Genomic DNA, 20,150 nt, shown 5'->3' with positions numbered 1-20,150 from the left:
AAGGCGATTGGCGGACACCGGAGGAGGAAGGAATTCATGAAAATCAACAATCTGAAGATGAAATCAGAATACGACCTTAAACGACATCAGGAACTACAAACTGGCAAGGAGCAGTTTAAAGAATTCCTGCAAGCCACTCGAACGAGCCATACCTCCTCTATCGCCAATCGGACTAAAATCCGCGTCGCTGTTGCTAGTAAAGGGGGTGGCTTGGTTAATCAACACTTCGGTCATGCCAAAGAATTCGAGATTTACGAAGTCGATTGCGAACAAGCGCGTTGTATTGATCGTCGTCTGGTGACTCCCTATTGCCAAGGCGGTTATGGCGAAGCCGAGGTACTCGACAACATCATTCAAACGCTTTCTGATTGCCAAGCCGTATTGGTTTCCAAGATTGGTAACTGTCCCAAAGAACAATTGCAGGCAAAGGGAATTGAATGTGTTGAGGCGTATGACGTGATTGAAAACGTGGTGTTGGACTTCTATGAGCAATATCAAATGGTGTAGGGGTGGGTTTTATCGATAATGTTTGACAAAAACTTTGTCGGGGCGGGTTTACTCATATCTGGGTGCAACCTTGAATGATAGTAGTCAAACCCGCCCCTACATTAAATCCGCCATGATCAATCAAGCGAGACTGATGTTTTATAGGTAGACCTATGAGTGTAATTTATTTAGATAACAATGCCACCACCCGTGTAGATGAGGCTGTGCTGGAGGAGATGCTACCTTATCTGAGCGAATATTATGGAAATCCCTCCAGCATGCACACGTTTGGGGGACAATTATCCCGCAGTTTAGAGCAAGCACGAGAGAAAGTTGCGGCATTATTGGGCGCTCAACCAACAGAAATTATTTTTACCAGTTGCGGTACTGAAGGGGACAATGCTGCGATTCGCGCTGCTTTGATCACTCAACCGGAAAAGAAGCACATTGTTACCACGGCGGTGGAACATCCAGCGGTTTATAGTCTTTGTAAACGACTGGAAAAAGAAGGCTATCGGGTGACTTATTTACCTGTTAATGGCAAAGGGTTGATTGACCTCAAGCAACTTAAAGCCTCTCTCACCGACGACACAGCTTTGGTTTCGGTGATGTGCGCCAATAATGAAACGGGGACGATTTTCCCGATTGAACGGATTGGGCAAATTGTTAAAGAACGGGGCATTTTGTTCCACGTTGATGCGGTGCAGGCGGTGGGTAAAGTTCCCTTGAATATGAGCGAGAGCACTGTTGATTTTTTGGTTCTATCGGGTCATAAACTTCATGCGCCTAAAGGAATTGGTGTACTTTATGTTCGCAAAGGTGTGCGCTTCCGTCCTCTGTTAATTGGGGGGCACCAAGAACGGGGACGCCGAGGGGGTACGCCCAATGTTCCAGGAATTATTGGGCTGGGGAAAGCGGCGGAATTGGCAATCCAGCATGTCAGTGAAGAAGTAACCCAGGTGAAGGAATTACGCGATCGCTTGGAACAAGGATTACTGAGTCGGATTTCCGATTGTCAGCTTAATGGTCATCCGTCGATGCGGCTACCGAATACGACGAATATCGGTTTTAAGTACATTGAAGGCGAAGCGATTTTACTTTCCCTGGATCGCTTCGGTATCTGCGCCTCATCGGGTTCTGCTTGCACATCTGGATCATTAGAACCGTCTCATGTACTGCGGGCGATGGGACTACCTTATACCCTTCTCCATGGTTCGATTCGGTTTAGTTTGTCCCGATATACCACCTCGGCGGAAATTGATCGGGTGTTGGAAGTGATGCCACCAATTGTAGAACGTTTGCGAACGATTTCCCCCTTCAAGAATGAAGCGGACGAAGAACAAGGTTGGCTGCAGACAGCCAGGGAACAAAAGGGTAGAGGCGTTATGACGGTGCAATGAACAGAGGAGCAGGGGGAGCAGGGGAAGCAGGGGGAGCAGGGGAAGCAGGGGAAGATGTGGGAATTGTAGGGGCGGGTTTTACTACTAACGTTGGGTTATCACCTTGATATGACTAAACCCGCCCCAAAGGATTACAAGCATTCTGCGACATAAGACAACTGACGGGAGAATAAGCGATGTGGGACTACACTGACAAGGTAATGGATTTGTTTCATAATCCTCACAATATGGGCGCGATCGCGACTGAAGATTGTGGTACGACAGAAACGATCGCGGTTGGTGAGATTGGCAGTATTGTTTGTGGCGATGCGTTGCGCTTGTATCTGAGGATTGATACTACAACCGATACCATCCTAGAAGCCCGTTTTCAAACCTTTGGCTGTGCGAGTGCGATCGCGTCTTCCTCGGCGCTGACTGATCTGATTAAGGGGATGACGGTTGATGACGCTTTGCGACTGACGAATCGCCAGATTGCTAGCTATTTGGGTGGCTTACCTCAGGAGAAGATGCACTGTTCGGTGATGGGTCAAGAAGCCCTGGAAGCGGCGATTTCTAATTATAAAGGGGTTCCGGTTAGACCGGAGGAAGAGGACGAAAGTCCCCTGGTTTGTAGTTGCTTCGGTGTCAGTTCCGCCAAGATTAAGCGACTGATTCGGGAAAATTACCTCACCACCGCCGAAGAAGTTACCAACTACATTAAAGCCGGTGGGGGGTGTGGGTCTTGTTTAGCAGATATCGATGATCTGGTGATCGATGTTACTCAAGAACAGCAGAAATTAAATACAGCGGTATCGTTGTCATCTCCGATTCCTCAACCCTCCGTTGTCGCTGCTACTCCATCCGCTCCATCTACTTCCCCTAGAAATGCGGGCGAGGGAGGATCTAAAACTCCTAGCACACTCACGAACTTGCAAAAAATTACCTTGATTCAGCAGGTACTTGAGGCGGAAGTGCGTCCAACATTAGCCTATGACGGCGGCGATGTGGAGTTGTATGACGTAGAGGGCGATCTCGTCAAGGTGGTTCTCAAAGGATCGTGCGATGGCTGTCCCAGTGTGATGATTACACTCAAGATGGCGATCGAAAAGCGGCTTCAGGAACGAGTGTCTCCTACTCTTATTGTTGAAGCCGTTGTTTAAATTTAATGTGTAACTTTTGACTTCAGTTTCTGATTGAACAGGTTTTAACTTAACTCCGTGATAACCCTTGGTAAATTGCCAAGGTTTTTTTTGACCTATAACAGGTCAGATTGACTATACAAATATAGCAGTAGACACATCGATTAGGACAAAGGAACTGTTGTAGAGACGTTGCCTGCAACGTCTGGAACCAAATGATGTGTCCTCACCGCTATGGCGGTTGCTATAAGTAACATTTACCTTGATAAGCCTGAATTAAAAACAGTGTTAATGGTCACTATTTAATAATAAATAAAGATTTAAATCAATTGTCTATAAGCAATTAATTTATCGTTCACATAGAAAGATATAGACTTTGTTACAAACGGAAAAATACCGAATAAAAACTAAACCAATAAACTTCGGATTTTGTAGCAAAGCACACTTTTATAGCTTGAGTTGACTTCTATGATTAAATCATCAGGAAAACAAAAAAGGCTACCAGGATAAAAGTTCAATGTTTTCCTGATTAACTTGAAGCTTTCGGATATTTACATATAAAAATGTTGCCGAATTCACTTCAATTAAAAGTTAATTTTGTCGGTCGAAATAAAATCGATCCATCAAATAATTGATCCTAATGGAGGTCTGAAATGAGGAAGATTGCTATTTACGGTAAAGGTGGAATCGGTAAATCCACAACCACACAAAATACAGTGGCTGGACTTGTCGAACTGGGTCGCAAAATCATGATCGTTGGTTGTGACCCCAAAGCAGACTCTACTCGCTTGTTGCTCGGTGGTTTGCACCAAAAGAGTGTGTTAGATACCTTGCGCGAAGAAGGCGACGACGTCGATCTCGACGAAATCCGTAAAGAAGGATATGGCAAAACCCTCTGCGTAGAATCCGGTGGTCCAGAACCGGGCGTAGGCTGTGCGGGTCGAGGCATCATCACCTCAATTAGTATGCTCGAACAACTCGGCGCTTATGACGAAAGTGAAGGTCTTGACTATGCCTTCTACGACGTATTAGGCGACGTAGTTTGCGGCGGTTTCGCCATGCCAATTCGGGAAGGTAAAGCCCAAGAAATTTACATCGTTACCTCTGGCGAAATGATGGCAATGTATGCCGCCAATAACATCTGCCGAGGCATTCAAAAATACGCTGAATCTGGCGGTGTTCGTTTAGGCGGTTTGATTTGCAACAGCCGTAAAGTTGATCTGGAAGCTGAACTTATCGAAGCATTGGCTGAATCCCTCGGCACTCAGATGATTTATTTCTTGCCCCGCGACAATATGGTTCAACGGGCAGAACTTAACCGCAAGACGGTGATTGAATATGACCCCGATTGCGAGCAAGCCGGTCATTATCGCAGCTTAGCTAAAGCGATTGACGAGAATACTAATCACGTCATCCCAACACCCATGAAGAATGACGAGTTGGAAAAACTACTTGTTAAGTTCGGCTTGTACGGTTAAAGATGCAGTGTGTGTTGTAGGTGGAAGGTTATAAAACATTCCATACCTTCCACCCCTGAAATACAATCGCAATTGTTTGGAGGTAACATCTCATGACGATAATGGTGAGAGCGATTATTCGACCGGAAAAGAGTGACGAAGTAATGCAAGCGCTCTTAGACGTCGGTTATCCAGCCGTTACTAAAGTTGATGTCTTTGGTCGAGGCAAACAACGGGGTCTAAAGATTGGCAACGTGCTTTACGATGAACTGCCTAAAGTTCTTTTGATGGTGGTGGTTCCCGATGCCGAAAAAGAGTTTGTGATTCGGGCAATTCTAGGCAGCGCTCGCACGGGAGCAGAAGGAGCAGCAGGAGACGGCAAGATATTTGTTAGTCCTGTGGAAGAAGTCTACACCATCAGCTCCGGCAAAGCCGATTCGAGTAAGAAAGAACCTGCGCTGGCTACGCGCTAAAAATGAGACCCATTTTGTATCCATTGTTCTTGTAGAAATCGTTAATAACGGTTTCTACAAGAGAACTCCCCGGTTTATGTTAGGAGGCACGAGACTAAATCTCGGTGTTGAAGGTTATGAAAGAAGTTCTTGCTGTCATCAGGATGAACAAAATTAACCAGACGAAAGAAGCATTAAGTAAAGCTGGTTTTCCTTCAGTGACAGCGGTGAAAGTGGTCGGTCGAGGCAGGCAGCCTGTGGACTTTCAGTTGGTAAAAGCAATTAACGAAAATCCCCAAGATAGCAGTGATTTGCTGCCCCTCCTGGCTAAAGGACACCGTTTAATTCCCAAACGGATGCTCAGTCTGGTTGTTCCCGATGACAACGTTCAGCAAGTGGTTGACGCCCTGATTGAAGCGAATCAAACCGGTAACCCAGGAGATGGAAAAATCTTTGTTTTGCCCGTTGACGATAGTGTCCGAGTTAGAACCCAAGAAACAGGTTTAGTCGCAATTGATGAAATGACGGGCTAAGGTTTCCCAGCCATGTAGAGACGTGCCATGGCACGTCTGGGAACTACGCCATGGCACGTCTGGGAACTACGCCATGGCACGTCTGGGAACTCCCGATGTAGGGGCGGGTTTTATCGATAACTTGATTGAATCCGCCCTTCCAAAAAAGCAATTAAGACAGGAGAAAACGATTATGACTCCCCATGATTCAGATACCTTAAAATTAGAAAAGGCGACGTATACAGTAGACCCGAAAGACGTTACCAAAGAGATGGTGGCGCCCTACCCAGCCAAAGTTGCCAGAAAACGGGCAAAGCATATCGTTATGCGGGACCCGTCCATCGAAGGACAGGAAATTCAGGCTAATGTGCGGACGGTTCCTGGCATTCTCAACACCAGACACTGTGCCTTTGCCGGATGTAAAGGGGTGGTTGTTGGTCCGTTTGGTGATGTGCTTCACATTGTTCACGGACCCGTGGGCTGTTCGTACTACACCTGGATGACACGGCGTAATCAGTATCGGACTCGTGAAGATGGCAAGAATTACATGAGCTACTGCGTCACCACTGACATGCAGGACTCTGATATTGTCTTCGGCGGTGTCAAAAAGCTGCGTCAGGCAGTTCAGGAAGGCTATGACATCTTCAAGCCCAATGCAATTACCATCACAGCCACCTGTCCAGTCGGGTTAATTGGTGACGATATTCAAACCGTTGCCAAAGAGATGACCGAAGAACTCGGCATTTCGGTTGTCGCCTTTAACTGCGAAGGATATAAAGGCGTTTCCCAGTCTGCGGGTCACCACATTGCTAACAATGGCTTCTTTAAAAATTGGGTTGGTGAAGGCGAAGCAGAAGACGAAGAAATTGAAGGCTTCACCGTCAACCTTTTGGGTGAGTACAACATCGGCGGCGATTCCTATGAAATTGAGCGGGTGCTTGAGAAGTGTGGGATTAAAGTGATTGCCACATTTAGTGGTGACGGCACTTACGATGCAGCAACAAAAGCCCATTTAGCTAAGTTTAACTTAGTCATGTGTCACCGCTCAATTAACTACATGGCGGAGATGATGGAGACCAAGTTTGGGGTTCCTTGGACGAAGGTCAGCTTCATCGGCGTTCAAGCTTTTGCCAAGTCCTTGCGTAAGGTTGCCCGATTCTTTAATGATGAGGCACTCACCCAGCGCATTGAAGAGGTGATTACCGAAGAGGTGGCTGCCGCAGAAGCGGAAATTGCACCGATTCGGGAACGGTTGCAAGGCAAGAGTGCGATTCTGTTTGTGGGCGGTTCTCGCGCTCACCACTACCAAGATTTGTTTGCTGACTTGGGCATCAAAACCATTGCCGCCGGCTATGAGTTCGCCCACCGGGATGACTACGAAGGTCGTCAAGTCCTACCGTTGAAAGTAGACGCCGACTCCCGCAACATCGAAGAGTTGCATGTCGAAAAAGACCCCGAACGCTACAAACTAACTGCTGACCCGGCATGGGTGGAGCAGCTTAAAGAAGAAGGGTTCCTCAATCGGTACGAGGGGATGATTTCGGAGATGGGTGAAGATACATTGATGATTGATGACATCTCCCATCATGAGCTAGAAACTCTCATCAAGCGCCTCAAGCCCGATATCGTCGGTTCCGGGATTAAGGACAAGTATGTAATTGAGAAGTTTGGCGTTCCTTGTAAGCAACTTCACAACTACGATTACGGCGGTCCGTTTGCCGGATTCCAAGGTGCAGTTAATTTCGCCAAAGATATCGACATGCGGATTAACAACCCCACTTGGAAGCTAGTTAAAGCTCCCTGGCAGAGCTAGCCATGTTCCAGACGCGCTTTTAGCGTCTGAGAGCAAGAAAGTTATCAGTGAATTCTTGCGAGCAGGGCGGGTTTAGTTACATCTGGGTTGAACAAGCAACGTTAATCGTGAAACCCGCCCCTACATACTCAACACTTACTCAATCCCCACAAAGGAGAACCAAAATTATGTTAGAAGCAACCCCTAAAGAAATCGTTGAACGCAAGGCGCTACGAATCAATCCTGCCAAGACTTGTCAGCCCATTGGTGCAATGTACGCCGCCTTAGGGATTCACAGCTGCTTGCCAAACTCCCACGGTTCCCAAGGCTGCTGTTCATTCCACAAATCTCACCTGACACGCCACTACAGAGAACCCATCATGGCAGCAACTAGCGCCTTTACCGAGGGTTCGTCTGTGTTCGGCGGTGGTGCGAACCTCAAGCAAGCCCTGAGCACTATTTTTACCGTGTACAATCCGGATATGGTGGCGGTTAGTACCACTTGCTTATCTGAAACCATTGGCGATGATTTACCCACATTTATCCGCCAAGCCCGTGAATCTGGGGCAGTTCCAGAAGGAAAATACGTCATTCACGCCAATACTCCCAGCTACGTCGGTTCTCATATCACGGGCTGGTCAAATATGACCAAGGCGATGGTGACCTATTTATCTGCGAAAACCGATACGCCGAATAACAAGCTCAACATTATTCCTGGCTATGTCGAACCCTCTGATGTGCGGGCGGTTAAGCAGTTGCTGACCCAAATGGGTATTGAAGCGATTGTCTTCCCCGATACCTCGGATGTGGTGGATACGCCGAAAACTGGCGATTTTCAGATGTACCCGAAAGGAGGTACGCAAATTCCCGATTTAATCGACACGGGAAATAGCACCGCCACATTAGCCTTGGGTAATTTTACCTCTGAAGCCGCCGCTACCGCACTGCAAAACAAGTGCCAAGTTCCGTCTCGTGTCCTGGACTTACCCATCGGTCTTCGCGCCACTGACCGCTTTGTCCAAGCGTTGATTGAATTCAGTGATATTACGCCACCTGAGTCGCTCAATGATGACCGGGGACGTTTGGTGGATGTGATGACGGATATGCAGCAGTACCTGTATCGTAAGCGGGTTGCGGTATATGGTGACCCTGACCAAGTTCTTTCAGCGACTGAGTTCCTCGTAGACTGCGGTATGTTACCTGTTTACGTGATTACCGGTAGTCCGGTTGGTAAGCGCTTTGAAGAACGGGTCAAAGATATCCTCAAGGATACAGTGCCTGATGCTGTTGTCGCTGCCAATGCCGACTTATTCTACCTGCATCAACTGATTAAGAATGAGCCCGTCGATTTGCTTTTGGGTAATGAATACGGCAAGTATATCGGTCGTGATGAAGATATTCCGATCGTGCGCTTCGGTTTCCCCATTTTAGATCGCGTCGGTCACAGTTATTTCCCCACAGCCTGCTACTGGGGCGGTATCTACCTGCTTTCTAATATTTGCAACACCTTACTCGAACGCCTAGACCGGGATGCTCCCGATGAGCTGTTTGAATTGGTTCGCTAGAGGTAGGGGCGGGTTTAACTCTTATCTTATGTTGTCACCCTGATGAGACTAAACCCGCCTAAACCCAAGGTTTGAGTTATTCCTTAAAAACTCAAAAATCATCCTTAATTTTTTATCCTTTTTAAGGGGGTTTATCATGCAGAAACCTGAACACCATATCTTCGTTTGTTCCAGCTTTAGAGCTAATGGCGACGCTAAAGGAGTTTGTCAGAAAAAGGATTCTACTACTTTAATCCAGTATCTCGAATCAGAAATCACCGATCGCGGTTTAGACGCTCTTGTTTCTCCAACTGGATGCATGAATCTGTGCAACAACGGACCCGTGATGATGGTTTACCCAGACAATTACTGGTACGGCAATGTTGACGAAGAAGCAATTGACGAAATCCTCGACGCCTTAGAAGAAGGCAAACCCGCAGAGGATTATCTGTTTGTTAGTTAAATCTCAACCACTCGCCTTAAACCGCCTTGGGTTCAAACCCAAGGCTAAAAGCGAAAGTCGTCTAAAGACGACTCGCTCAGAATTCTAGAACATTTCAAAGAAAGGATTAGTCAAGGGCGACACGAGTCAATTGAATGGATACAGTTGTTACTTGATGCCAACAGTCGCCCCTCCACAAAGACCCAAGGTGACATGTTCCCCAGAATTCCAGTCTTAAACCGCCTTGGGTTCAAACCCAAGGCTAAAAGCGAAAGTCGTCTAAAGACGACTCACTCAGAATTCTAGAACATTTCAAAGAAAGGATTAGTCAAGGGCGACACGAGTCAATTGAATGGATACAATTGTTACTTGATGCCAACAGTCGCCCCTCCACAAAGACCCAAGGTGACATGTTCCCCAGAATTCCAGTCGTCTAAAGACGACTTGAGCTATAAGCCAAGAACTTGAGTTCTTGGCGGGTGTCGGGGCTTACCTCGCCTTTTTCACTTCTTCTAAAAGTATTTTTGTACAACGTTTTTGAGCCTGACGATATGGAACCTGTTATTTTCCAAGAACGTGAAAAGCAAATTCACCGCAAGGGAAACCAACCATTTGACCTGGAATGTAATAAAGACAGCCTTGCTGGTGCAGTTAGCCAACGGGCTTGCGTCTTTTGTGGTTCTCGCGTCGTTTTATACCCCATCGCTGATGCGGTTCATTTAGTTCATGGACCTATCGGGTGCGCGGCGTATACGTGGGATATTCGCGGGGCGCTTTCATCGGGTCCTGAATTGCATCGGTTGAGTTTTTCCACTGACTTACAAGAACGCGATGTTATCTTTGGTGGTGAGAAAAAACTTTATCAGGCGTTAACGGAACTGATTGACCGACATCACCCCAATGCAGCGTTTGTTTATTCTACCTGTATAGTGGGCATTATTGGCGATGATTTAGAAGCGATTTGTAAGCGAGTTAGCCAAGAAAAAAATATCCCGGTAATTCCGGTGAAATCAGAAGGATTTAAGGGCAACAAACGGGCGGGATATAATGCTGCTTGTACTGCCATGTTTCGCTTAGTCGGTACAGGGGATACTACCGGAATTTCTCCCCGCAGTATTAATATTTTGGGCGATTTTAATTTAGCCGGAGAAATTTGGATTATCCGTGAATATTTTGAACGCATGGGTATCCAGGTTGTTGCCAACATCACAGGGGATGGTAGAGTGGGGGATATTGCGCGATCGCACGGCGCTGCACTCAACGTGGTTCAGTGTTCTGGGGCGACGATGGACTTAGCCAAGATGATGAAGGAGAAGTATGGGACTCCTTTTCTGCGAGTATCTTATTTTGGCGTAGAAGACATGGCGGAAGCCTTGTATAAAGTTGCCCGATTCTTTGAGGATGACCCAGAAATTCTCAAACGCGCTCAAGAATTAGTGCGGGAAGAATTAACGCTGTTGTATACTAAATTGCAAGAGTACCGCAAAGACTTGCAAGGTAAAAAAGCGGCGATTTATGTTGGCGGTGCGTTCAAAGCTTTTTCCTTAGTTAAAGCGTTCCGACTTTTAGGCATGGATGTGGTTATGGTTGGTTCGCAAACGGGAACCAGCGAAGACTACCGAGAACTCCACGAAGTCACAGATGAAGGCACAATTATTGTTGATGATTCTAACCCCTTAGAACTATCAGCATTTTTAAAAGAAAAAGATGTTGATATCTTTGTCGGTGGAGTAAAAGAACGACCCATTGCCTATAAATTAGGGCTAGGGTTTTGCGACCACAACCACGAACGTAAAGAAGCGTTAGAAGGGTTTGTGGGAATGGTTAATTTTGCCAAAGAAGTACATAGCACCGTCATGTCTCCGGTATGGAGATTCGTACCGCGCAAAAATCAAGCCTTGAACTCAAGTTCAGGCTAAAAGCTTAAACCCGTTAAAACGGGTTGAAAGATGTAAGTTAGTTGTCGGGTGTGTTAGCGAAGTGTAACGCACCATTATTCCAGGATTGAAATGATAAACCATTACCTAATTCGCTGCCACCGATTGACCCATGTCTAAGAAACTCAAAATTAAACAAAAAACAGAAGCTTACGTTTCCACAACTAACGCCTGTAAACTGTGTAAACCTCTCGGCGCTTGCATCGCCTTTCGAGGTATTGAGGGAACTGTGCCATTCCTGCATGGATCACAAGGCTGCGCCACCTACATGAGGCGTTATATCATTAGTCACTTTCGCGAACCTATTGATATCGCCTCATCTTCCTTAAGTGAAAAACACGCCGTCTATGGCGGAGGACCTAACCTGAAAAAAGGTATCCTCAATGTCATGGATAAATATGGCGCAAAAGTTGTGGGAATTGCTACCACTTGCTTGACTGAAACCATTGGTGATGATGTCACAGGATTTTTGAAAGAGTTTAAGGAAGAATTTGGCGACAGGGAATTGCCAACCTTGTTGAATGTTTCCACCCCCAGTTATAGTGGCACCCATATGGAAGGCTTCCATGCCACAGTAAGGGCAGTTATTGATCAATTAGCAATTGAATCCCCCCCAACCCCCCCTTTGAAAGGGGGGGAAGCCACGGTCAATCTTTTACCTGGATTAGTCTCTCCAGCCGATATCCGTTATTTAAAAGAAGTTCTCGATGATTTTAATCATCCGGGAATTATCCTACCGGATATCTCAGAAACCTTAGACGGACCGGCGCAAATGGACTATGAAAAGATTCCGGAAGGGGGAACGCCAATTGCAGCCATTCAAAGCATGGGACATTCTAGCGCCACGATTGAGTTCGGTCAAGTGTTGCAGCGTAGTGGTAATTCTGGGGGTCAACTGCTAGCTGAACGCTGCGGTGTTCCCCTGTACGCCTTGGGTATGCCGATTGGGTTGCGAGAGTGCGATCGCTTCTTTGACGCCCTAGAAGAGGTTTCTGGTTGCGCTACACCGAGAAAACATGAACTAGAACGAGGACGGTTAGTTGATGCCTATGTTGATTCCCATAAATATCTATTTGGTAAGCGGGTGGTTGTTTATGGGGAAGAGGATTTGTGTGTCGGGTTAACGGCATTTTTAGCCGAAATTGGCATGAAGATAGTCTTATGTTCTTCAGGGGGAAATAGTGGACATTTTGCCGAAGCCATTCACGCGGTTACTGCTGATATTGTTACCGAACCGCCAATCATCAAAGAAGGATTTGATTTCTATCAAATTGCCGAAGAAATTGAAAGCCTAAACCCCGATATGTTGATTGGCACCAGTAAAGGATATTCCATAGCCAAACAACATCAAATTCCCCTAATCCGGGTAGGCTTCCCAATTCACGATCGCTTTGGCGGACAGCGGATGCTACATCTGGGTTATCGCGGCACTCAGAATCTGTTGGATCGGATTGTGAATGCAATTATCGAGAAGAAGCAAACCGATTCACCTGTGGGGTATGGCTATCTCTAGTTTTGTCATTTGTCATTCGTTTACGAGTCACGATTTAACCATTTGTTACTGACTTAGTTTAGAGACTGTTTCTCTAAATTCAACTCATCACTTCAGGAGAGAAAACCATGACAGCTACGGTTAATTTGGAAAATCACCCTTGTTTTAATGTCAAGGTAAAAGGACAGTTCGGACGAGTTCATTTGCCTGTGGCACCTAAGTGCAATATCCAATGCAATTATTGCAATCGCAAATATGATTGCGTCAACGAAAGTAGACCCGGTGTAACCAGTACCATTCTTTCTCCCGCCCAAGCCGCTTTTTACATGGAAAAGGTATTAGAGAAAGAACCGAGAATTAGTGTTGCTGGAATTGCTGGTCCAGGTGATCCCTTTGCCAATCCAGAGGAAACCTTAGGCACAATGCGCCTACTGCGGGAAAAGTTTCCCGACTTAATTCTCTGCTTGGCGACCAATGGCTTGAATCTCAAATCCGAGTATATCGAAGAAATTGCCGAAATTGGCGTCAGTCACGTTACCGTTACCATCAACGCGATCGACCCTGATATTACTCGCAAAGTTTACCGTTGGGTGCGGGATGAAAAGTCAGTGTATCAGGGATTAAAAGGCGCTACGTTACTCTTAGAACGCCAATTAGCCGCCGTTAAAGGACTGAAAGCCGCAGGAATTACGGTGAAAATTAACTGCATTGTCATGCCGGGAATTAATGATCATCATGTGGTGGAAGTCGCCAAAGCCATGGCAGAATTGGGGGCAGATTTATTTAATGCAATGGCGATGTATCCCACCGCAGAAACGCCATTTGAGGGATTGACTGAACCCGATGCAATTATGATGGCGAAAATCCGCAAAGAATGCGAGGAATATTTACCGCAAATGCGCCATTGCACGCGCTGTCGGGCAGATGCCGTGGGACTTTTGGGTGCAGATCAGTCAGAAGAATTCCACGGTTGTTTAATTGCTTGTTCTAAGAAAGTTATTCCCATTGAAGAAAAAGAACGTCCCTATGTGGCTGTGGCAACCGTTGAAGGAATTCTGGTGAATCAGCACTTAGGTCAAGCGGAGCAGTTTCAGATTTGGCAGAAAACCGATCAAGGGTTTACCTTAGTGGAAGAACGCCTTGCCCCTGACCGTGGAAGTGGTTTTGAACGGTGGCAAAAAGTCGCTAATATGCTTAAAGATTGTCGAGCGATTTTAGCGAGTAGTATTGGTGATAACCCCAAAGAAATTTTGACCAAGTGCGGTTTGCTTCCCGTGGAAATGAGCGGTTTTATTGAGACGGGATTACAAGCGGTTTATGAGGGGAGTGATTTGTCAAAGCTGAAGGGTAAACGGCAAGTTGCCGCTGGTAAAGTTGGAGAATGTACCGGGAGTGGCTTGGGTTGTGGTTAAGGTTTAATTATTCTTTCACAAATTGTGGAATAGGTTGTAGTTGTAGGTTGGGTTGACGTAAGGAAACCCAACGAAATCAAGGGCTAAAGCCCTTACTACAAGCCGGTGGAATAGGTTGTAGGTTGGGTTGACGTAAGGAAACCCAACGAAATCAAGGGCTAAAGCCCTTACTACAAGCCGGTCAGGGCGGCTGCTAATTGGTGAGAACTGAGGATTTGGGACAACCTGATGTTCAATCACGCACCGTTCTACAACACTTGGACAAAGCTAGACAAAATTGGATCTTGCTAGACATCATCCGGGTTGCTTCCTGCTTCACTCGCTTCGGTGTCGGCACTCAACCAGTCCACAGGCTTAAAATCGGACGGAACTCGCCCTACTTAAAATCTGTAATTGTAGTAATTTGAGAAACTTTGCTGCTTTAATCCGTTATTTTCAGCGCATTAAGGTATTTGGGATTTCTCAACCGCCTTATTACAGGTGCGCTACTCTTGTAGAGACGCGCCATGGCGCGTCTCTACTTTGTTACGGGGTCTCAAGCCCTAAAATTTTTCGCTTGGTTTTCGCTCCTGCAGCTATTATAGCACTACACCGCTTAAACAAGATGCCTAATAATGTCCAGAGGTGTCCAAGGATTTGGTTACAGTTACTTCCCCTTTAATCCGTTGCCACCATGACATCTGTCGCTTTAACAACAGCATACGCTTCCTTACCCTCGGCAAGACCTAGCCGTTCCGCAGAAGACTTGGTGATAATTGCCGTCATTTCCACCCCAGGAGCAACTTCTATAGTCACCTCACTGTTAACGGCTCCAGGTATAACCTTTTTTACTGTCCCTTTAAAGGTATTGCGAGCGCTAACTTCCATAGTTCAATCCCTGATTCAGTCATTGGTTAACCAGCTAATAATACCAAAAATTACTGGATTTGCTGATTTCGCTGAATAATTTTCTAAAAACAGAAAATTGTATTATTTTACTCACTTTTACCCTCGCAAAAATGATATAGCAAAAACAGACGACCGAAGGCAAAAATGCGGCATAAGTAATGGTTTTTATCTCACAGCAGTTACTACAGCAGTTAATCCAAGAAGACGTTCCCTATTTTGATTTAACCACCCAGGTGCTAGGAATTGGCGATCGCACAGGGACAATCCGCTTTACCACTCGCGCCAAAACCGTTCTAGCCTGCACCGAAGAAGCCGCCAGTATCTTACGCCAAACTGGGGCAGACGTGAGAGCAATCTTGGCAACGGGTCAAATCTTAGACGCAGGAGTCCCCTTTCTCAGTGCTACCGGAAACGCCGCCGCCTTACATCTCGCCTGGAAACCTACCCAGAATTTACTCGAATATGCCTGTGGAGTCGCCACCAAAACCTACAATCTGGTGCAGATAGCACAAGCGGCGAATCAAGATGTGATGCTCTATACCACTCGCAAAGTTATCCCAGCAACCAAACCCATCGCCGTGAAAGCCATCTTAGCGGGTGGAGCATATCCCCATCGACTGGGAGTTTCGGAAACTGTTTTAATCTTCCAACAGCATCTCAACTTTCTGGGTGGGATTGACTCCTTAATTCAGCAACTACCAGTAATTAAGCGTCAGGTTAAGGAAAAAAAAGTCATTGTTGAAGTTAAAGATATGGCTACCGCCTTTAACCTAGCCGCTTCAAGTATCGATGGGATTCAATTTGACAAAGTAAATGTGGAGGCATTAGCGGAGGCAATTCCTCAGATTAAGTCCATGAATCCAACCCTAATTACTCTGGCTGCTGGCGGGATTAATGACGCTAATATTGCCAATTATGCGGCAACGGGCGTAGATGGGTTAGTCTTAACCGCTCCCTATTATGCCCAGCCTGCTGATATCCAGGTAGAAATTGAGCCGTTAGCATAAGAAGGCAGAAGGTTGTAAAGTTGATAATGTCTGCTTTTTTGTCTATTTTGAGCGGGTGGATATTTGAAGCCAAGCTGCATAATAACCAAATTTAACAGTAAAAACAAGTCAAAAGCAAAATGAAAAAACGACGTGTTTTTTCCTTAATGGCTGGGATGGTTGCAACTTTTTTAATCGTCGTGGGTTGTTCTCAAATGACACCTCCAAACCCTTCTGCAACGTCACCTGAATCCGTAGAACTCACGGTATCAGCGGCGGCTAGCCTCCAGGATGCCATGAAAGCGATCGCGCCATTGTATACTCAAGAACAAGCTAACGTTACCATTACCTATAACTTTGGCTCTTCCGGTTCTCTGCAACAGCAAATCGAACAGGGAGCGCCCGTAGATGTCTTTCTCTCCGCCGCGCCGAAACAGATGAACGCTTTGCAAGAGAAAGACTTACTGCTAACGGATACGCGCAAAGACTTGCTAAAAAATTCAATTGTTCTAGTTACACCAAAGGATAAAACCGATATTTCTGATTTCAAAGAATTGAGTACCGATAAAGTGAACAAAGTAGCAATTGGCGACCCGGAAACTGTACCCGGTGGACAATATGGCAAGCAAGTCCTCACTTCACTAAACTTATATGCACCCCTTCAAACAAAACTGGTTTTCGCCAAAGATGTGCGCCAAGTTCTCTCTTATGTAGAAACCGGAAATGTTGAGGCAGGTTTAGTCTATGCCACGGATGCTAAAGTATCAGATAATGTCAAAGTTATCGCCACAGCACCAGACGTCTCTCACGCACCAATTATTTATCCAGTTGCCGTCTTAAAAGAGAGTAAAAATCCAGATTCAGCGAAAGCCTTTGTGCAGTTTCTCTCAACTGAACCTGCTAAAACTGTGTTTAAGGACTATGGTTTCAGCTTGGCTGACAATTAACGGTTTCAAATATAGAATTTCCTGATCGAATCAGATACTATGCCTTGGACGCAAGCCTTGCGCCCCTACTATTGTAAATGTCCTTCCCCAACAGCCAACTCCCTCTGCGTACCTCTGCGCTTACCTCTGCGTACCTCTGCGTTAAAAAAATAATCCTGCCATTTCACCGTTTAATCGAGGCGAGTTTATAGGTTTGGTTTATAGACTAAAGCTCCCTACTACGAACCCAAGGTATAAAAAGATAGTTAAACTACAGAAAACGCTAGAAAAAGCTGAGATATTATCAATCGAACCATCCCACAACCTTCTCGCCATAATTCGATTACTGGACGAATAGAATGCCCTATTCAGATTTATCTCCGCTGTGGATTTCTCTAAAAACTGCATTTGTCGCCACAATCTTCGCTTTCTTACTGGGAATTGCCGCCGCCCGATGGATGTATAGCTATAGCGGTAAAGCGAAAGGATTAATTGATGGTTTGTTTACCCTTCCTTTGGTGCTACCGCCGACGGTTATCGGTTTTCTCCTGCTGCTACTACTAGGCAGAAATAGTCCCGTGGGACAAATGTTAAAGCAATTAGGAATTACGGTAATATTTTCCTGGTCAGCAACGGTTATCGCGGCTACAGTTGTGGCGTTTCCATTAATGTATAAAACTGTACTGAGTGCCTTTGAACAAATTGACAATAATTTGATTCACTGCGCTCGGACATTAGGGGCATCAGAATGGCGGATTTTTTGGCAGATTCTCTTACCTTTGGCATTACCTGGCGTGGTTTCGGGAACGATTTTAGCCTTTGCCAGGGCTTTAGGAGAATTTGGTGCCACATTAATGTTAGCGGGTAGTATTCCGGGTAAAACTCAAACTATGCCGATCGCGATCTTCTTTGCGGCGGAAGGGGGTAAAATGGGAGAGGCGTTGAACTGGGTGTTGCTGATGGTGGCGATCGCACTCTTGGTAATTGCTGCAATCAACTACTGGTCAGGAACACAGCACTCCGCCAAGTGGCACGCGATCGCACATTGGTTATCCATCGCTACAGATCGTGTGGCAAATGTAATCCCATTCTTTAATTATGCCACGAAAAACCCTCGGAGTTATCGCCATTCTCCCTTAGCAAAGGGCGTTAAGTATGGTAATAAAGGACTTTTTGTCAACCTGAAAAAGCACTTACCTGGGTTTACATTAGAAACTCAATTAGAAGCCAATGGACAACCTTTAGGACTCTTAGGCACATCCGGTTCTGGCAAAAGTATGACATTGCGCTGCATTGCCGGGTTAGACTCACCCAACCAGGGGCGGATTGTTCTCAATGGACGAGTTTTATTTGATTCGCAACGAGGAATTAATATTCCCAGTCGCCAACGCCGGATTGGTTTTGTGTTTCAAAACTATGCCCTATTTCCCCATTTAACCATTACCCAAAATATCGCCTTTGGTCTGCAAGATTTGCCCCAGGCTGAACGCAGACAGCGCGTTGCCAAATATATGGATATGATGCAGTTGCAAGGATTAGAAAACCGCTACCCTGAGCAAATTTCTGGCGGACAGCAGCAGCGAGTTGCTTTAGCTAGGGCTTTGGCAATTCATCCAGAAGCCTTACTCTTAGATGAACCTCTTTCCGCCCTGGATACTTATTTACGCAGCCGGATTGAAAAACTGCTGATTGAAACCCTGTCTACTTATGATGGTGTAACTTTATTTGTTACTCATAAGCTAGAAGAAGCCTATCGAATCTGCCATAATTTGCTCATTCTTTCTCAAGGAAAAGTTATTGCTAATGATGCCAAAGAGAATATTTTCGAGCGTCCTCCTAGCTTTGAAGTCGCACAGGTTACTGAATGTAAAAACTTTTCCACCGCCCGGAAAATTGAACCCCAAAAAATTGAGGCGCAAGATTGGGGCTGTACGCTTCAGGTGGTTGAACCAATTCCTGATTCATTAACATCTGTGGGAATTCGCGCCCACCACCTCACCTTCCCCAGCCATCCCGATGCAGAGAATACCTTTCCCTGTTGGCTGGTTATGACCAGTGAGACGCAACACCGGACAACGTTATATATAAAACTACATCATCCTCCTGATCATTCCCAACACTACCACCTGCAAGTTGAGGTCTACAAGGAAAAATGGGCAGATCTCAAAGACCGCCCCTTTCCCTGGTATGTTTGTTTAGATGCGCTGCGACTAATCTTGATGGAATAATAGCTAACTATTATGTCCGGAAACCTTGACAAAAACGGGGATCTGCATACTTGTCACCCTAGGTATTCTTCTGTATAAGAAAAGGTTAAAATAGAGTTAAAATTACAGAACGTCCCTCATGCTTAGGGACGGGAAACCAGATACTATTTGGCTAATGCTCAAGGTAGGAACCTTAATTCGGGTTATCCACCCTGAATATGCTGCGGGTATTCAGGGGATTATCCAAAGTCGTGAAGAGTCAGGACGTTGGGTAGTCTGTTTAGAAAAAAATTTAGTTAATCCGAAGGACGTTCCTTTGATTGTGTCTCTGGATGAATCCGACTTTGAAGTGATTCAGCCTGAGGAGTCGTGAGGTTAATTTTTGAGCAGCTTGTTTGCATGAGTGCGTCTCTAGTTCATTAATTGTAAAATTTTTAATTTTATAGTAATAAATTGCAACAGTTCTCAGGAAAAAATAATCCCAAAAAGATATCTTAAATACAAAAAACTACCGGATAGGCTGAGATACTACCAATGAGATGAGCTATCTTATGCCATTTCCTTGGAACATTGCACTGAATACAGCAGTTTGCTCTGCTATGCGGTACATTGTCGATCCCCCTAAATCCCCCTTAAAAAGGGGGACTTTGATCTACTGTACTTTATTACAGCGCAAAGCGCTGTATTTACCCAGGCAAACCTTTCTTTAGTCAGGGTAGGTGGCGTAAGCGGTAGGGTAGAGCAAGTGCAACTTTATCCAGAATTGGTATTACCCAGGTTTCTAATGGAGGTCAGCTAAGATGTCTCAAGACAATGTGATCAATTTACTCGAAGCAGGCGGAAAAGATAAAACCTTGCGAGCTAAGTACGACGCACTCAAAACCAAGGAAGAGTTTGTAGAAATGGCGGCTACTGATGGTTATGAGTTTACCGTGGTTGAACTGGAGGCTGTTTTGAACGAAGCTGGGGACTCGTGGGAGGAGTCAGGCTTTCCACCCCGACGCTTGATTTGGTGGTAGGTTATCATACCAAATCCGGGTTAGCTAACCCCGTTATCAACCAGTCCGCGCAGGCGGACGAAAGTTTGTATAGCAGCGAT

The 20,150-nt window shown here is 45.8% G+C and carries 18 protein-coding genes; 17 read left to right on the top strand and 1 reads right to left on the bottom strand.

The genetic code is table 11. The features are described 5' to 3' along the window. Window positions 1-36 precede the first annotated feature (36 nt). The 12 genes from RIM23_RS18805 (at window position 37) to nifB (ending at window position 14,044) form a co-directional block, all read left to right on the top strand. Complete coding sequence (locus RIM23_RS18805; RefSeq protein WP_446368662.1) at window positions 37-507, top strand: NifB/NifX family molybdenum-iron cluster-binding protein; 471 nt, start codon at window positions 37-39, stop codon at window positions 505-507. Window positions 508-659: 152 nt separating this feature from the next. After that, window positions 660-1,886: a cysteine desulfurase NifS gene (gene nifS, locus RIM23_RS18800; protein WP_446368661.1), complete on the top strand. Its 1,227-nt coding sequence runs from the start codon at window positions 660-662 to the stop codon at window positions 1,884-1,886. A gap of 176 nt (window positions 1,887-2,062) precedes the next feature. Then, the gene (gene nifU, locus RIM23_RS18795; protein WP_446368660.1) at window positions 2,063-3,025 is read left to right on the top strand and encodes a Fe-S cluster assembly protein NifU; all 963 of its coding nucleotides are present in this window, start codon (window positions 2,063-2,065) and stop codon (window positions 3,023-3,025) included. A 632-nt stretch (window positions 3,026-3,657) separates the two neighbouring features. Then, window positions 3,658-4,482 (top strand): nitrogenase iron protein, encoded by an 825-nt coding sequence (gene nifH / locus RIM23_RS18790; protein ID WP_446356375.1) that lies wholly within the window; start codon window positions 3,658-3,660, stop codon window positions 4,480-4,482. Between the two features lie 92 nt (window positions 4,483-4,574). Beyond that, a complete protein-coding gene (locus RIM23_RS18785; RefSeq protein WP_446356373.1) occupies window positions 4,575-4,934 on the top strand; it encodes a P-II family nitrogen regulator in 360 nt (119 codons plus the stop codon). Window positions 4,935-5,050: 116 nt separating this feature from the next. Next, window positions 5,051-5,446: a P-II family nitrogen regulator gene (locus RIM23_RS18780; RefSeq protein WP_446368659.1), complete on the top strand. Its 396-nt coding sequence runs from the start codon at window positions 5,051-5,053 to the stop codon at window positions 5,444-5,446. Between the two features lie 172 nt (window positions 5,447-5,618). Continuing rightward, window positions 5,619-7,238, top strand: coding sequence for a nitrogenase molybdenum-iron protein alpha chain (nifD, locus tag RIM23_RS18775; RefSeq protein WP_446368722.1), 1,620 nt, complete (start codon window positions 5,619-5,621; stop codon window positions 7,236-7,238). A 167-nt stretch (window positions 7,239-7,405) separates the two neighbouring features. Continuing rightward, window positions 7,406-8,782, top strand: coding sequence for a nitrogenase molybdenum-iron protein subunit beta (gene nifK / locus RIM23_RS18770; RefSeq protein WP_446368658.1), 1,377 nt, complete (start codon window positions 7,406-7,408; stop codon window positions 8,780-8,782). Between the two features lie 136 nt (window positions 8,783-8,918). Further along, window positions 8,919-9,224: a (2Fe-2S) ferredoxin domain-containing protein gene (locus tag RIM23_RS18765; protein ID WP_446356365.1), complete on the top strand. Its 306-nt coding sequence runs from the start codon at window positions 8,919-8,921 to the stop codon at window positions 9,222-9,224. A 530-nt stretch (window positions 9,225-9,754) separates the two neighbouring features. Next, a complete protein-coding gene (nifE, locus tag RIM23_RS18760) occupies window positions 9,755-11,122 on the top strand; it encodes a nitrogenase iron-molybdenum cofactor biosynthesis protein NifE (protein ID WP_446368657.1) in 1,368 nt (455 codons plus the stop codon). 130 nt (window positions 11,123-11,252) lie between these two features. Continuing rightward, entirely contained in the window at window positions 11,253-12,653 is a 1,401-nt protein-coding gene (locus tag RIM23_RS18755; RefSeq protein ID WP_446368656.1) for a nitrogenase component 1, read from the top strand. Window positions 12,654-12,760: 107 nt separating this feature from the next. Continuing rightward, complete coding sequence (gene nifB, locus RIM23_RS18750) at window positions 12,761-14,044, top strand: nitrogenase cofactor biosynthesis protein NifB (RefSeq protein WP_446368655.1); 1,284 nt, start codon at window positions 12,761-12,763, stop codon at window positions 14,042-14,044. Window positions 14,045-14,701: 657 nt separating this feature from the next. Here the strand turns inward: nifB and RIM23_RS18745 are convergent. Next, window positions 14,702-14,911, bottom strand: coding sequence for a TOBE domain-containing protein (locus RIM23_RS18745; RefSeq protein ID WP_446340005.1), 210 nt, complete (start codon window positions 14,909-14,911; stop codon window positions 14,702-14,704). A gap of 179 nt (window positions 14,912-15,090) precedes the next feature. On the opposite strand from RIM23_RS18745, the gene modD reads away from it, so the two are divergent. The 5 genes from modD (at window position 15,091) to RIM23_RS18720 (ending at window position 20,070) form a co-directional block, all read left to right on the top strand. Beyond that, the gene (gene modD, locus RIM23_RS18740; RefSeq protein WP_446368654.1) at window positions 15,091-15,939 is read left to right on the top strand and encodes a ModD protein; all 849 of its coding nucleotides are present in this window, start codon (window positions 15,091-15,093) and stop codon (window positions 15,937-15,939) included. A 119-nt stretch (window positions 15,940-16,058) separates the two neighbouring features. Further along, window positions 16,059-16,865, top strand: coding sequence for a molybdate ABC transporter substrate-binding protein (modA, locus tag RIM23_RS18735; RefSeq protein WP_446368653.1), 807 nt, complete (start codon window positions 16,059-16,061; stop codon window positions 16,863-16,865). A 338-nt stretch (window positions 16,866-17,203) separates the two neighbouring features. After that, window positions 17,204-19,072 carry a molybdate ABC transporter permease subunit gene (gene modB / locus RIM23_RS18730; RefSeq protein ID WP_446368652.1) on the top strand — a complete coding sequence of 623 codons (1,869 nt, stop codon included), beginning with the start codon at window positions 17,204-17,206 and terminating at the stop codon, window positions 19,070-19,072. Between the two features lie 118 nt (window positions 19,073-19,190). Beyond that, window positions 19,191-19,424, top strand: a complete 234-nt coding sequence (locus tag RIM23_RS18725; protein ID WP_446356354.1) for a hypothetical protein — start codon at window positions 19,191-19,193, stop codon at window positions 19,422-19,424. 427 nt (window positions 19,425-19,851) lie between these two features. Further along, window positions 19,852-20,070, top strand: a complete 219-nt coding sequence (locus RIM23_RS18720) for a Nif11-like leader peptide family natural product precursor (protein WP_446339995.1) — start codon at window positions 19,852-19,854, stop codon at window positions 20,068-20,070. Window positions 20,071-20,150: the final 80 nt, after the last annotated feature.

Source organism: Coleofasciculus sp. G3-WIS-01, from assembly GCF_040223135.1.
Taxonomy (GTDB): Bacteria; Cyanobacteriota; Cyanobacteriia; order Cyanobacteriales; family Coleofasciculaceae; genus Coleofasciculus.
Note: the sequence above shows the minus strand (reverse complement) of the source record. Positions and strands in the feature narration are given on the sequence as shown.